This window comes from Lysobacter capsici (assembly GCF_018732085.1).
GTDB lineage: Bacteria > Pseudomonadota > Gammaproteobacteria > Xanthomonadales > Xanthomonadaceae > Lysobacter > Lysobacter capsici_A.
Genome location: NZ_CP076103.1, coordinates 3101970 through 3118633, shown reverse-complemented (window position 1 = coordinate 3118633; position 16664 = coordinate 3101970). Strand labels below are relative to the sequence as shown.

Sequence of the window (16664 nt, the reverse complement as noted above, 5' to 3'; positions counted from 1 at the left end):
CGGCGCAGATAGCCCGATGCCAGATTGGCGCCAGCGATGTACAACTCGCCCGGCACGCCGACCGGTGCCGGCTGCAGGTCCGCGTCGAGCACGTACAGGCGCGTGTTCCAGATCGGCGCGCCGATCGGCACGCCGGCGGGATCGTCCCAGCCGGCGGCATCGCGAGCGAGCGCATGCGCGGTGACCACGTGCGTTTCGCTGGGGCCGTAGTGGTTGTGCAAGCGTCGATTCGTTGCCTGCTCGCGCCAGGCGCGCAGGGCCGGACTCAGGCTCAGCGCTTCGCCGGCCTGCACGAGCGTGTGCAGCGCCGGCAAGGCGAGGCCTTGTTCCTGCGCGGCGGCGCAGACCGCGTCGAGCACCAGGTTGGGCGCATACAGTTCGTTGACCTGGCATTGCTCCAGCCATGCCGCCAGCCGCGCCGGATCGCGCTGCGTGTCGCGGCGCGGGATCGCCAAGGTCTTGCCGCAGGTCAGCGCCGAGAAGATTTCCTGCGCGGACACGTCGAAGCTCAACGCGGTGAACTGCGCCACCACCGTGCCGGCCGCTTGCATATCGCCCGATTCGGTATCGGTAAAACCGGCGTCGGCCGATCCGGCCAGCGCGCCGTGGTGCCAGGCCAGCAGGTTGCTCAGCGCCTGATGCGGCAGCGTCACGCCCTTGGGCTTGCCGGTGGAACCGGAGGTGTAGATCACGTAAGCCGCGTGCTGCGGCTGCAACGGGCGCAGGCGTTCGTGGTCGGTCGGATCGGTCGACGGCAGGTCGCGCGCGGCGGATTCGGTGAAATCCCGATCCAGCAACAGCGATGCGCAGGCATGCGGCGGCAGGTGCGCAAGCGTGGCGCTGTCGCTCAGCAACAGCCTGGGCTGCGCGTCGGCCAGCATGTGGGCCAGGCGTTCGGCCGGATAATCCGGGTCCAGCGGCAGGTAGGCCGCGCCGGCTTTGTGCACGGCGAGCAGCGCCACCACCATCTCGATCGAGCGCGGCACGGCCAGTGCGACCAGTTCGCCCGGTCCGACGCCGTGGGCGATCAGTCGATGCGCCAGCCGGTTCGCACGGGCGTTGAGTTCGGCGTAGCTGAGCGCTTGTTGTTCGAAGCGCAGCGCGACCCGCTCGGGGGTCCGCGCGACCTGCGCCTGGAACAAGGCCGGCAAATGGCTCGGCGGCGCATCCTGCGCGGTGGCGTTGAAGCCATGCACCAGCGTTTCGCGTTCGGCCGGCTCGAGCAAGTCGATGCGGCCGATCGGCAGCGAGGCATCGGCCGCCACGGCTTCCAGCAAGCGCAGATAACGTCGCACCAGCGCATCGGCGGTCGCGGCGTCGAACAGGTCGCTGGCGTATTCCAGCACACCGCGCAGACCGGCGGCCTCGCCGTCGGCATCGTAGTCCTCGCTCAGGCCGAGGTTGAGATCGAACTTGGCCAGGCCCGGCGAGCAGTCGATCGATTCCCAGGCCAGCCCCGGCAGGTCCAGTTCGGCGCCCTGGTTGTTTTCCAGCACCAGCATCACCTGGAACAGCGGGTGATGGGCCAGCGAGCGGTTCGGGTTGAGCGCTTCGATCAGTTGTTCGAACGGCAGATCCTGCTGGCCGTAGGCGGCGAGGTTGGTCGCGCGCACGCGCTGCAGCAGTTGCGCGAAGCTGGGATTGCGGGAGGTGTCGTTGCGCAACACCAAGGTATTGGCGAAGAAGCCGACCAGGGATTCCATCGCCGCATCGGTGCGCCCGGCGATCGGACTGCCGATGGCGATATCGTCGCCGGCGCCCAGGCGGCTCAGCAGGCTCGCCAAGGCCGCCTGCAACAGCATGAACAGGCTGACCTGGTGCTGCTGCGCCAACGCCAGCAATCGCGCGTGCAACTCGGCGTCGATCCGCACGCGCAGGCGTTCGCCGCGATAGCTCGCCTGCGCCGGCCGCGGCCGGTCGCCGATCAAGGGCAGGCATTCGGGCAGGCCGGCGAGGGCGCCGCGCCAGTAGTCCAGTTGCGCGCGCTGCACCGCGGTGGGTTGGGCCTGATCGCCGAGCAGCTCGCGCTGCCACAAGGTGTAGTCGGCGTACTGCACCGGCAGCGGCGCCCAATCCGCGGCGCGGCCTTCGCGGCGTGCGGCATAGGCCAGGCTCAGGTCGCGCGCGAGCGGCGCCAGCGAACCGGCGTCGGCGGCGATGTGGTGCAGCACCAGCGCCAGCACGTGCTCGTGCTCGTCGATGCGCAGCAGGCAGGCTTTCAGCGGGATGTCCCGCGACAGGTCGAAGTCGCAACGTGCCGCTTCGTCGAGCACCGATTGCAGGGATTGCGCCGACACCGCCTCGATTGGCAACGTCCAGTCGATTTCATCGGCGGCGAGAATCCGTTGCCACGGCTCGCCGTCGTGTTCGACGAACACCGTGCGCAGGCTTTCATGCCGATCCAGCAGATCCCGCAGCGCCAACCGCAGCGCCTCGACATCGAGCGCGCCGCGCAGGCGCAGCGGCAGCGGAATGTTGTAGACGCCGCCTTGCCGTTCGAGTTGCTGGATGAACCACATCCGGCGCTGCGCATACGACAAGGGCAGCCGCTGCGGCCGCGGCATCGCTTGCAGCATGCGACGCGCGCTCTGGCGGCCGAGACGTGGCGACAGCTCGGCCACGGTCGGGCTTTCGAACAGGCTGCGGATCGTCGCTTCCACACCGAGGCTGGCGCGCAGGCGGCCGACCAGTTGCGTGGCCAGCAGCGAATGTCCGCCCAGGGCGAAGAAATTGTCGTCGATGCCGACGCGCTCCACCCCCAGCACCTGCGCGAACTGCGCGCACAACTCGGCTTCCTGCGCGTTGCGCGGGCCGCGACCTTCGCCGGTGACGAAGTGCGGCGCCGGCAGCGCCTTGCGATCGAGCTTGCCGTTGGGCGTCAGCGGCAGCGCGTCGAGGGCAAGGATCGCGGCGGGCAGCATGTAGTCGGGCAGGCGTTCGCCCAACTGTTGCCGCAGCGTCGTCACATCGATCGCCTCGGTGGTGGCGATGTAGGCGACCAACTGCTTGTGGCCCGGCGCGTCCTCGCGCAACAGCACGGCATTGCGCGCGTGGCCGAGCTGCGCCAGCACCGCTTCGATTTCGCCCAGTTCGATGCGGAAGCCGCGCAGCTTCACTTGGTTGTCGACGCGGCCCAGGCAGTCCACGCGTCCGTCGGCGCGGTAGCGCGCCAGGTCGCCGGTGCGGTACATGCGCGCGCCCGGTTCGAAGGGATTGGCGAGGAAACGTTCGGCGGTCAGCCCAGCGCGCTCATGGTAGCCGCGCGCCAGGCCGTCGCCGGCGATGTACAACTCGCCCGCAACGCCCGCCGGCACCGGTTGCAGATGGTGGTCGAGGATGTAGACGCGGGTGTTGTCGAGCGGACGGCCGATGCTTACCTCGCCATCGGCGTCGACGCGATCGAGCAAGGACCACACCGTGGTCTCGGTGGGGCCGTACATGTTCCACAGCGCGCCCGCATCGGCGCTCAGGTAGGCGGCGAGGTCGGGCGGCAGGGCTTCGCCGCCGCACAGCAGGCGCATCGATTCGCGCGGACGCCAGCCGTGGCAGCGCAGCATCTGCCAGGTGGCGGGCGTGGCCTGGATCAAGTCCGGCTCGACACGGTCGATGTGCGCGGCGAGCTGTCCGGCGTCGCTCGCGGTGTCGCGGTCGAGCAGATGCACGCAGCCGCCCTGCCACAGCGGCAGGTACAGCTCCAGGCCGGCGATGTCGAAGGAGATCGGCGTGAGCGCGAGCAGGCGCTCGCCCGCGGCCATGCCCGGGCTGCGCGCCATCGAACGCAGGAAATTGGCGAGCGCGCGGTGCTCGACGGTCACGCCCTTGGGGCGGCCGGTCGAACCGGAGGTGTAGATGGTGTATGCGGCGGACTGCGCGAACGCGAACGCTTCGCCGGGATTGCGCGAGGGCGCGCGTTCGATCGCGGCGCGGGTCTGCGCGTCGTCGAGCACCAGCACGGTCTCGCAACGATGTGCGCCGCCGGCGACGACCGCGGCCGATGCCGCATCGGTGATCACGGCCGCCGGCTCGGCATCGTCGAACATGTAGGCGATGCGATCGGCGGGGTAGTCCGGGTCCACCGGTACATAGGCGGCGCCGCTCTTGAGCACGGCCAGCAAAGCGATCAGCAGATCCGCCGTGCGCGGCAGCGCGATCGCCACGCGGTCTCCGGCCACGATGCCGCGTTCGTTCAGTACGTGCGCCAGTTGGTTGGCGGCGGCGTTGAGCGCGGCGTAATCGAGCTGGCCGTGCGCATGCACCAGAGCGACGGCCTGCGGCGTGGCCGCGGCCTGTCGCTCGAAGCGCTGCGGCAACAGTTCGGCGGCGTCGACACTCCGACCGGCGCTCCAATCGCGCAACAGGCTGACGCGCTCGGCGTCGGTCAGTATCGGCAGATCGGCCAGGCGCAGGCGCGGATCGGCCGCTACCGCGTCGAGTAGGCGTTGCAGGCGCTCGGCCAGGCGTTCGATGCTGGCGGCATCGAACAGATCGCTGGCGTATTCGATGCGGCCGTGCAGACCGCCGGCGCGGCCGTCGGCGTGACGGTGTTCGGTCCAGTCGAAGCTCAGATCGAACTTGGCGTTTTCCAGCAGCAGCGGCTGCACGCGCACGTCCAGCTCGGGCCAGGCCGGCAACTCGGGGTCCTGGGTCTGCAGCGCCAACAGAACCTGGAACAAGGGATGATGCGAGAGCGAGCGCGCCGGCTTGATCGCATCGACCAATTGCTCGAACGGCAGGTCCTGGTGCTCGTAGGCCGCCAGGTCGGTGTCGCGCACGCGTGCGAGCAAGGTCTCGAAACCGGGATTGCCGGACGTATCGGTGCGCAGCACCAGGGTGTTGAGGAACAGGCCGATCAGGCCGTTGAGGCCTTCTTCGCCGCGTCCGACGATGGGACTGCCGAGCACGATGTCGTCGCCCGCGCCCAGGCGGCTGAGCAGGGCCGCGACCGCGGCCTGCAGCAGCATGAACAAACTCGCCTGGCTGGCGCCGGCCCGCTCCAGCAGGCGCTGGTGCAGGTCCGCCGGCAGCGCGAAGCGGACGCTGCCGCCGCGATAGCTCACCACCGCCGGACGCGCGCGATCGGTGGGCAGGCTCATCTGTTCCGGCAGCTCGGCCAGCTGGCGCGTCCAGTAATCGAGCTGGTGCGCGCTGCGGCTGTGACGGTCCAGCGGATCGCCCAGCAGTTGGCGCTGCCACAGGCTGTAATCGGCGTATTGCAGCGGCAGCGGCGTCCACACCGGCGCCTGGCCGGCGCGCCGCGCGGCATAGGCGTGGGCGATGTCCTGCAGCAGCGGCAGCATGGACACCGCATCGGCGACGATGTGATGCAGCAACAGCAGCAGTACGTGTTCGTCGTTGCCGGATGCGGACGCGCCCAGATGGAACACGTTCGCCCGCAACGGCAGCTCGCGGCTCAGGTCGAAGGCATGGTCGGCGGCGCGTTGCAGATCGTCGGCCAAACGAGCGTCGTCGCTGGCATGGATCGACAGCGGCACCTCGGCCTGTTCCGGCGGCAGGATCTGCTGCAACGGTTGTTCGCTGTCGGGGAAGATCGTGCGCAGGCTTTCATGGCGCACCGCCAGATCGGCCAATGCCGCGCGCAACGCGTCGACGTCCAACCCGCCGCTCAGGCGCAAGGCGACGGTGACGTTGTAGGTGGAACTGGGGCCTTCGAGCTTGTGCAGGAACCACAGGCGCTGCTGCGCATACGACAGCGGCAGGATCGCCGGCCGCGGCTGCGCACGCAGCGGCGGCCGCGGCGCGTTGTTCGGATCGAGTTGCCGCGCCAGCTCGGCCACGGTCGGAGCTTCGAACAGGCTGCGGATCGGCAGCTCCAGCCCGAGCCGCGTGCGCAACATGCCGATCAGGCGGATCGCCGACAGCGAATGCCCGCCGAGCGCGAAGAAGTCGTCGTCGATGCCGACCTGTTCGCGCCCCAGCAATGTCGCGAACAGCTCGCACAGCAGCTCTTCGCGCGGATTGCGCGGCGGACGCAGGCGGGCGACGACCTGGCCCGGGGCAGGCAAGGCGTTGCGATCGAGCTTGCCGTTGGGCGTCAGCGGCAAGGCCTGCAGCGCGACGAAGGCGCTGGGGACCATGTACTCGGGCAGCTGGCTTTCCAGCGCCTGCCGCAACGCGGCGGTATCGAGCTTCGTGTCGGCGCCGACCAGGTAGGCGACCAGTTGCTTGTCGCCGGGCACGTCCTCGCGCACATGCACGACGTTGCGCGGATGGCCGCAGCGGGCGAGGGCGGCCTCGATTTCGCCCAGCTCGATGCGGAAGCCGCGGATCTTGACCTGCTGATCGATGCGGCCGAGATAGTCCAGACGGCCATCGTCGCGCCAGCGCGCCAGATCGCCGGAACGGTACATGCGCGCGCCCGGTTCGAACGGACTGGCGACGAAGCGCTCGGCGGTGAGGCCGGGCCGCTGCAGATACCCGCGCGCCAATCCTTCGCCGGCGATGTACAACTCGCCGGCGATGCCGGCGGGCAACGGACGCAACGCGGCGTCGAGCACGTACAACTGGGTGTTCCAGATCGGGCGGCCGATGGAGACGGCCTCCACGCCGGCCATGTCCTCGTCGATCTCTTCGATGCTGCAGCCGACGGTCGCCTCGGTGGGACCGAACTCGTTGATGATCCGCACCTGCGGGAAGCGCGTCTGCCAGAACGCCAGATCGGCAGGCACCAGCGCTTCGCCGCCGAGGATCAACACCTGGCCCGGAGCCGGAGCGCCGGACTCCTCGAGCATCGGGTTGAGCGCCTTGAGGTGCGCCGGGGTGAGCTTGAGCAGGTTGTACGGGACCGTCTGCGCGGACGACGCCAGCGTCTGCAACTCGCTACCGGCGGGCAGCAGGATCAGCGGTTCGCCGGCCAGCAGCGCGCCGAACAGCAACGTGACGCTGCCGTCGAACGTGCTCGACAAGGTGGTCGGAGAACCGGCTCCGGGTCGGCGACCCGCGCCGTCGGCGTCGATGCGGTAATAGCGGTCACGGACGAAGGCGAAGTAATTGGCGACGCTGCGATGCGCCACCAGCACGCCCTTGGGACGGCCGGTCGAGCCGGAGGTGTAGATCACGTAGGCCGGATGTTCCGGCTGCAACGCGCAGCGACGCTCGGCGTCGCGCGGATCGTGTTCGGGCGCCTGCGACAGGCGCTGTTCCGCATCGATCAGATCCAGGTGCGGCGCCTGCGCCGGCAGCGCGGCGAGCGGGCCGCGGGTGATCACGCACACCGGCCTGGCGTCTTCGAGCATGAAGCCCAGGCGATCGGCGGGATAGTCGATGTCCAGTGGCAGATACGCCGCGCCGGCCTTGAGCACGGCGAGCAAGGCGACGATCAGGTCGAGCGAGCGCGGCAGGGCGACGCCGACGATGCTTTCGGGGCCGGCGCCTTCGGCGATCAACACATGCGCGAGCCGGTTGGCGCGCGCGTCGAGTTCGGCGAAGCTGAGCCGTTGCTCCTGGAAGATCGCCGCAACCGCGTCGGGCGTGCGTTGGACCTGCTGCTCAAACAGGTCCGGTAAGGTCTGGCGCGGCAATTCGCGCCGGGTGTCGTTCCAGGTGCGCAATCGCGCGCGCGCATCGCCGTCGAGCAGATCCAGACGGCCCACGGTCTGGCCCAGATCGCCGGCGAAGGCTTGCAGGATGCGCTCGAAGCATTGCTCGATGCGTTCGATCTGCGCATCGTCGAACAGGTCGGGACGATAGCTGATGCGCAAGTGCAGGCATTCGGCCGGAACCAGCAGCAGGCCCAGCGGATAGTGCGACATGTCGCCGCCGCGGCCGCCTTCGGCCAGGCGCACGCGCAGCGAACCGTCATCGTCGTTGTCGAGGAATTGCCGGTCCTGGGCGTCGAACTGGTAGTTCTCGAACACCAGAAGGGTATCGAACAATTCCTGTTGGCCCAGCTCGCGCAGCAGATCGGTCAGGCCCAGATGATGCGCGCCGAGCAGGCTCGACTGGCCGTCCTGCAAACCGTCCAGCAGCTCGCCCAGCGATTGGCCGTTGTCCACGCGCAGGCGCAACGGCAGCGTGTTGATGAACAAGCCGACCATGCGTTCCATGCCGGCCAGTTCCGGCGGACGGCCGGAAACGGTGATGCCGAAACACACGTCCTGATTGCCGGTGGCCTGCGCCAGCAGCAGCGCCCAGGCGCCTTGCAGCAGGGTATTGATGGTCAGGCCGCGGCGGCGCGCCTGCGCCTGCAGCGCCGCGGTGAGTTCGGGCGAGAAATCGCGGCGGCGAATGCGCGGCATGACCGGCTGCGCGGTGGCCTGCGGAGCCATCAGGCACGGCTGTTCGAATCCCTCCAGCGCCTGACGCCACGCGGCCAGCGCGGCCGGACGATCCTGTGCGGCGATCCAGCCAAGGTAATCGCCGTACGGCGCGACCGGCGGCAGCGACGACGCGTCGCCTCGCGAGTGATACAGGGTGAACAATTCCTGCAGCAGCACCGGCACCGACCAGCCGTCGAGCAGGATGTGGTGATGGGTGAAAGCCAGGCGATGTTCGTGCTCGCTCAAGCGCACCAGGCTGAAGCGCAGCAGTTGCGCCTTCGACGGGTCGACCGGGCGCGCGAGGTCTTCGCGCAGGAACTCGTGCAGCGCCCGCTCGCGTTCGGCCGCGGGCAGGGCGCCCAGATCGCATCGTTGCCAGCACAACGCCGGTTGGCGCGGCAGCAATTGCAGCGGCGGCTGCGCATCGAGCTGCACGAAGGCCGCGTCCAGGTGCGGATGCCGCGACAGCACCTCGCGCGCGGCGCGCTCCAGCGCGTCCGCGTCCAGCGGGCCGTCCAGCGCGAACACCATCTGCACCAGATAGGCGTCGGCCGCCTCCTTGTCGTAGAGGGCATGGAACAACATGCCCTGTTGCAAGGGCGCCAGCGGCAGGATGTCGGCCAGCGGCCGCGCCGCTTCCAATTGCGCGATGGTGTCTTGATCGAGCTTGAGCAGCGACAGGTCCGACGGTGTCAGCGCCGCCGCATCGGCGCGGCCCGCGTGCGCGATCAGCGCCTGCAGACAGTCGAACCACGTTTTGGCCAGCGCTTCGATCTCATCGGCCGCGAACAGTTCGCCGGCATACGACCACGCCGCGACCAGTTCCGCCGCGCCGGCTCGGTCGTAGACGATGCTGTCGAGGGTGATGGCGTGGCTCAGCGGGCGGCGCGGATCGTCGCCGCCGCCGAACTGTTCCCGATCGCCGTCCGCGGCGACGGCGAAGCGGCCCAGATAGTTGAACGCCAACTGCGCCGCGGGCGCGGCGCCGAGTTCGGCGTCGGCCGCGAGATGACGCAGCAGGCCGTAACCCAGGCCATGGTCGGCAATCGCGCGCAGTTGTTCCTTGATGCGGCGTAGCGCGCGGCCCAGATCGTCGTGGCCGTCGAGCACCTGGCCGATATCGATCGGGCCCGGATCGAGTGCGACCGGATACACACTGGTGAACCAGCCGACCGTGCGCGACAGATCGACATCGTCGAACACGTCTTCGCGGCCGTGGCCTTCCACTTCGAAGCGCACCGCCAAGCCGGCGTCCGCATCGCGCTGCCGGCGCCACGAGGCGACGGCGAGGGTGAACGCAGTCAGCAGCACATCGTTGATGGTGGCGCGGAACGCGGCCGGCACTTCGCCCAACAAGCGAGCGACGTTGTCGCCGGCCAGCCGCAGGCGCAGCTCGCGCCGGGTGGCCACGGTGTCGCGGGCGGGATCGAGCGATCGCGTACCCAGCACGGGATCGGGCGTCGACGCCATGCCGCGCCAGAGCGCCAGCTCGTTGTGCCGGCGCTGCGCGCCCGAGTCGCGCTGCAGCAGTCCGGCCCAGCGGCGCAGCGAGGTCGTCGGCGGATCGAGCGCCACCGGCTGTTCCTTCATCGCCGCCCGCCAGGCCTGTTCGAGATCGGGCAGCAGAATTCGCCACGACACGCCGTCGACGGCGAGGTGATGGACGATCAGGCACACGCGGCCCGGCCGGTCCGCGCCGCGGTCGCCCCAGATCGCATGCACTAGGCGGCCTTGGCCGGGGTCCAGTCGCGTCAATGCATCGGCGACGGCCTGTTCGAATCGGCGCTCGTCGTCGTTCGCATCGACAGCGGTCAGCTCGACGCGGGTCAGGCAGGACGCCGCGTCGACGGAGCCAGCGGGCGGAATCGATGCATGGTGTTGACCCTCGCGCGACATCAAGCGCAGACGCAGCGCGTCGTGCCGGTCGAGCAAGGCCTGCAAGGCCGCGAGCATCGCCGGCTCGGTCATGCCGGCGGGCGCGTTGAGCCGTTGCGACTGGTGCAGCCGCTCGAGCGGGCCGCCTCGATCGACGAAGGCGCGCATGATCGGCAGCAAGGGCAGCTCGCCGATCGCCTCGTCGTTGATTGGCGCCGGCGCCGGCGCGTTGCGCGCGGCGATCTCCTGCGCGGCGACGGCGGCCGCCAGCGCTTCGATTTTCGGGTGCTTGAACAGGTCGCGCGGCGCCAGCGGCAGGCCGCGTTTGCGCGCACCGCTGACGAGGCGGATCGCGCTGATGCTGTCGCCGCCGAGTTCGAAGAAGCTGTCGTCGATGCCGACCTCGGTCAGATCCAGCACCTCGGCGAACAATTCGCACAGAAGCGCCTCATGCGCAGTGCGCGGCGCGCGGGCAGTGCCGCCTTGCTTAAAATCCGGCGCCGGCAGCGCCTTACGATCGAGTTTTCCGTTGCCGGTCAGCGGCAACTCGCGCAGCGCCACGAACGCGACCGGAACCATATAGGCGGGCAAACGCGCGGCCAGTTGCTGTTGCAGGCCGGCGCCGTCGACCGCGTCGGCCACCAGATAGGCCACCAGTTGCTTCTGCCCGGCGTGGTCTTCGCGCACGATCACGGCGCCGTGGGCGAACCCGAGTTGGGCCAAGGCCGCTTCGATTTCGCCCAGTTCGATGCGATAGCCGCGGATCTTCACTTGCTGATCGATGCGGCCCAGGTAGTCGAGCTGTCCGTCGGCGCGCCATCGCGCCAGATCGCCGGAGCGGTACATGCGTTCGCCGGCCGCGAACGGATTGGCGAGGAAACGCTCGGCGGTCAGCGCCGGGCGATGCAGATAGCCGCGCGCAAGGCCTTCGCCGGCGATGTACAGCTCGCCGGCGGCGCCGGTGACTTGCGGCCGCAGATTGGCGTCGAGCACATACAACTGCGTATTCCAGATCGGCCGGCCGATGGCGACGCCGCCGTCCAGGCGGTCGTGCGGGCTTGCCTCAAAGGTGCAGCAACCGACCGTGGCCTCGGTGGGACCGTATTCGTTGATCAGCCGTACCTGCGGATGATGCTCCTGCCAGTAGGCCAGGTCGGCATGCATCAGCGCTTCGCCGCCGAGAATCAGCGCCCGCGCCGGTGCCGGCGCGCCGGCTTGCATCTGGGAATTGAGCAGTTTCAGATGCGCCGGCGTAAGTTTCAGTACTTCGTAGCCGCCCGCCGGCAGTTCGGCGGTGAGTCTGGAAAAATCGCCGTCCAGGGCCGTCAGGGTCAGCGGCTGTCCCGCCAGCAAGGGACCGAACAGCACCGTGACGCTGCCGTCGAAGGCCACCGACAGGGTGGTCGCCGAGCCGTTGCCGTCGGCGTTGAAATAGGCGTGTCGACTCCAGGCGAAGTAGTGCGCGGCGGAGTGGTGCGAGACCATCACGCCCTTGGGTTTTCCGGTGGATCCGGAGGTGTAGATCACATACGCCGGATGCAGCAGGTCCAGCGGACGCAGACGCTCGGCGTCGCCGGGATTGTCCTCGCGGCTGCGCGCAAGGCGTTGCTGCAACTGCGCGTCATCGAGCAGCCATAACGGCGCCGTCGCGGGGAACAAGCCGGAAAATTCGCCGTGCGTGATCACCCGCACCGCGCGCGCGTCCTCGAGCACCACCGCCAGACGATCGGGCGGATTGCCGAGGTCGAGCGGCAGATAGGCGGCGCCGGCCTTGAGTACCGCGAGCAGGGCGACGATCAGATCCAGCGAAGGCGGCAGGGCGATCGCCACCACCGACTCTGGACCGGCGCCTTCAGCGATCAACGCATGCGCCAACTGGTTCGCGCGTCGGTTCAGCTGCTCGAAGTCGAGCCGCTGCGCTCCGCAGATCGCAGCCACGGCGGCGGGCGTACGCGCGACCTGCGCCTCGAACATCGCCGGCAAGGTGGCGGCGAGGATCGGCTGAGTAGTGGCGTTCCAGTCCTGCAGCAACTGCCGGCGCTCACCGGTGTCCATCAACTCGATGGCATCGATGGTCTGGCTCGCGTCGTCGACGACCGCAGCGAGCAGGCGTTCGAAGCGCTGCGCGAACGACTGCGCCGTCGCCTCGTCGAACAGGTCGGTGGCGTATTCCACGAAGCCACGCAGGCCGGCCGGGCGGCCGTCGGCATGTTCGTGCTCGGCCAGTTCGAAGCTCAGATCGAACTTGGCCGTGGGCATGTCGAACAACTGTTCGCTGCAACGCACTCCCGGCAGTTGCAGACGGTGGCCCGCGGCTTTCTGCAGGACCAGCATCACCTGGTACAGCGGATGGTGCGACAGCGAACGCTCCGGGCTGAGCGCATCGACCACCTGTTCGAACGGCAGTTCCTGGTGTTCGTAGGCGGCGAGGTCGACGTGCCGCACGCGTGTCAGCAAGGCATCGAAGCGCGGATTGCCCGAAGTATCCACGCGCAACACCAGCGAATTGAGGAACAGGCCGATCAGCCCGTCCAGCGCCGGATCGGCGCGGCCGGCGACCGAGCTGCCGATCGGAATGTCGGTGCCCGCGCCGAGCCGGGTCAGCAAGGCCGCCAGCGCGGCGTGCAGCACCATGAACAAGGTACAGTCGTGCCGCTTCGCCAACGCCAGCAGACGGCCGTGCAGATCGGCATCGAGGTTCCAGTACAGATGCTGGCCGCGGTAGCTGATCTCCGGCGGACGCGGACGGTCGTAGGGCAGGCTCAGCTGCTCGGGCAGATCGGCCAGCGCCTGACGCCAATAGGCCATTTCGCGCGCATGCACGCTGAGCGGATCGGCCGCATCGCCGAGCACGGCGCGTTGCCATTGGCTGTAGTCCGCGTACTGCACCGGCAGCGCCTGCCAATCGGGCGCGCGATGCCGCAGCCGCGCGGCGTAAGCGACGGACATATCCTCGGTCAGCGGCCGCAACGACGCGCCGTCGCCGGCGATGTGGTGCAGCAACAGCAGCAGTACATGGCGTTCGGCGTCGATGCGGAACACACTGGCGCGCAGCGGCAATTCGACGGTCAGGTCGAAGGGGCGCATGACCGCGGCGTCGAGCGCGGCCTGCAGCTCGTCCTCGGCGACCTCGACGAGCGCGAGTTCGCATTCGGCCTGCGCGAGCACCTGCTGATACGCATGGTCGGCGACGGGGAAAATCGTGCGCAGGCTTTCGTGGCGCCGGACCAGATCGTTCAGCGCGGCCTGCAGCGCGGGAAACTGTAACGGGCCGTCGAGACGCGCGGCCAGCGGAATATGGTAGGTCGCGCTCGGGCCTTCGAACTGATGCATGAACCACAGCGTGCGCTGGGCATGCGACAGCTCGAGCCGCTCGGGACGCGGCAGCACCTGCAACGCCGGGCGTTCGCCGTGCAGCGCGCGCAGCCGCGGCGCCAGCGCGGCCGGCGTGCGCGCTTCGAACACGTCGCGGATCGACACGTCGGCGCGCAGATGGGCGCGGATCGCCGCGATCAGGCGCAACGCCAACAGCGAATGTCCGCCGAGTTCGAAGAAGTTGTCGTCGACGCCGACCTCGTCCAGGCCCAGCACCTGCGCGAACAAGGCGGCGAGTTCGGCCTCCTGCGGCGTGCTCGGCGCGCGGCGCGTGGTCGATGCAAACACCGGTGCCGGCAACGCTTTGCGATCGAGTTTGCCGTTGGCGTTGAGCGGCAGCGTGTCCAGCGCCACGAAAGCGACCGGGACCATGTAATCGGGCAGGCGCTGCCCGAGTTGCGCGCGCAGCTGCGCCGCATCGACCGCGGGCGCGACCACGTAGGCGACCAATTGCGCCGGGCCGCCGCCGTCCTCGCGCGCCACGACCACGTTCTGGGCGAACCCCGCCAGTGCGAGCGCCGCTTCGATTTCGCCCAGCTCGATGCGCAGACCGCGGATCTTGACCTGATGGTCAGTGCGGCCGAGATATTCCAGCTGGCCGTCGGCGCGCCAGCGCGCCAGGTCGCCGGTGCGATACATGCGCTGGCCCGGCGTGAACGGGTTGGCGATGAAACGCTCGGCGGTCAGACCGGCGCGGCGATGATAGCCGCGCGCCAGGCCGGTGCCGGCGAGGTACAGCTCGCCCGGCACGCCGGCCGGCACCGGCCGCAGCGCGGCGTCGAGCACATAGGTCTGGGTATTCCAGATCGGCGCGCCGATCGGCACCGCGCTGCCGGCGGTTTCGTCGCGACAGGTCCAGGCGGTGACGTCGATGGCTGCTTCGGTCGGACCGTAGAGATTGTGCAGCGGACGATCGAGCGTCAGACGAAGGCGTTCGCGCAACGCACCGGACAGCGCTTCGCCGCTGCAGACGATGCGGCGCAGGCTGGCGCAGGTCGCGCTGTCGGGTTCGTGCAGGAAGGCTTCGAGCATCGACGGCACGAAGTGCAGCGTGGTGACGTTGTGCTGGCGGATCAGCGAGGCGAGGTAGGCCGGATCGCGATGGCCACCGGGGCGCGCCAGCACCAGGCGGGCGCCGTACAGCAGCGGCCAGAAGAATTCCCACACCGACACGTCGAAGCTGAAGGGCGTCTTTTGCAGTACGACATCGTCGTCCTGCAGCGCATAGGCATGCTGCATCCAGGCCAGGCGATTGACCAGCGCCTCGTGGGTGTTCGGTGCGCCCTTGGGTTTGCCGGTGGAGCCGGAGGTGTAGATCACATAGGCCGGATGCAGCGGCGCGAGCTTGCCGCGCCATTGGCCGTCCTGCGGTTCGTCGGTCGAGGGGTCGAGGATGCGCGCCTGCAGTTCGGCATCGTCGAGTTCCCAGCGCGGCACCGCTGTCGCCGGCAGCGCGATGTCGCTGCGCGTGATCAGCCGCACCGGCTGCGCATCGTCGAGCATGAAGGCCAGACGATCGGCGGGGTAATCGGTATCCAGCGGCAGGTAGGCGGCGCCGGCCTTGAGCACGGCGAGCAGGGCGACGACCAGTTCCGCCGAGCGTGGGAGCGCGATGGCGACGATGCTTTCCGGGCCCGCGCCGTGCGCGATCAGGTGCCGGGCCAGTCGATTGGCGCGCGCGTTGAGTTCGGCGTAGCTCAGCTGCTGGCCTTCGTAGACAACCGCGACCGCCTGCGGCGTGCGGGCCGCCTGTTGTTCGAACCGTTCGGGCACGGTCGCGGTCGGCAGCGCGTGCGTGGTGTCGTTCCACTGGCCGAGCAGTTGTCGGCGTTCGTCGGCTTCCAGCAGTTCGATCTCGGCCAGCGCTCGCGACGGCTCGGCCAGTGCGCGCTCGATGAACTGCAGCAGGCGCGTCGCGTGCCGGGCGAGTTCCTCGTCGTCGTACAACTCGCAATTGGCGTCGATGTTCAGCGCGCAACGGCCTTTGCCCGGCTGGCCCTGCAAGGTCACCGAGAAGTCGTGGACCAGCCCGTTGGACAGCGAATACAAGGTCGCCGGATGGCCGTCGAGCACATAGTCGAAATCGAACGGCAGGATGTTGATGCGTGGCCCGAACGCGCTCGCCGCGGCCGGACGCATGTGCTGGATGTCCTTGCCGCGGAAATACTGATGCTTGAGCACGCGCAGGATTTCGCGGTTGCTGCGCCTGGCCAGTTCGGTCAGCGACTCGTCCGCAAGCGCGCCCAGCCGCAGCGGCAAGGCGTTGGCGGTCGTGCCGGGCACATGGCGCAGGCCCTTGGCGCGTGCGGCCACCGGGAAATCGAAGGTGTCGACCTTGCCGCCGCTGATCCGATACAGGTAGGCCGCGACCGCTGCGGTCAGCAACTGCGGCCATTTGCTTTCGCCGGTTTCCGCCGCGATCAGCGCGGCGGACAGCGCCGGCGATATCGGCAACGAGCAGCGGCGGAAGGTGGCGTCGCGGCTGAGCGGCCGGCCGTTCAGCGCGGTGGTTTCGGGCAGGCCGCGCGCATATTCGCGCCAGAAGTCCAAGTCGCGCCGATAGCGCGCGGATTCGCGGTAGTCGCGGTCGTCGTCCAGGAGCGTGGTGATCGTGCCCAGGCTGCTGGCCGGCACGTCCGCACCGGCGCACAGCGCGGTGTAGATAGCGGTGACGCGCGATACGTCCAGCGTCGAGCCCGCGCCATCGAGCACGATATGGTGGTAGCGCTTGTACCACAGGTAGCGATCTTCGCCGAGCTTGAACAGCGCGTAGTTGAACAGCCGCGACGAGCGCAGATCGAACACGCGCCGCATGTCGGCCTGCATCGCCGACAGCGCGGCCTCGAACGGCTGCTGCTGCGACGAAACATCGACGAACTCGAAGGGCAGGGCAGGTATCGGCCCGAAGTATTGCAGCGGCCCTTCGGGGCCATCGCAGAAGCGCAGGTGCAAGGCGTCGGTTTCGGCGACGAAGCGCTGCAAGGCCTGTTCGAATTTCGCGATGTCCAGCGGGCCGCCGATATCGAGGTAGCCGCAGCTGTGATAGAGCCAGTTGGCCGGATCCAACTCCTGCGCGAACCACATTTCCAACTGCGGCGTGGAGAGCGAACGGAAAATGTGTCTGGTTTCTTTGTTCAT

At 68.9% G+C, this 16664-nt stretch carries 1 protein-coding gene (only partly in view); it reads right to left on the bottom strand.

Features of this window, described 5'->3' with window-relative positions; genetic code table 11:
* Positions 1-16664 carry the 5' portion of a non-ribosomal peptide synthase/polyketide synthase gene (locus KME82_RS13070; protein ID WP_215498902.1) on the bottom strand. 8596 nt of this gene lie to the left of the window's left edge, so the window shows 16664 of its 25260 coding nt (coding positions 1-16664); it begins with the start codon at positions 16662-16664; its stop codon lies off the left edge, out of view.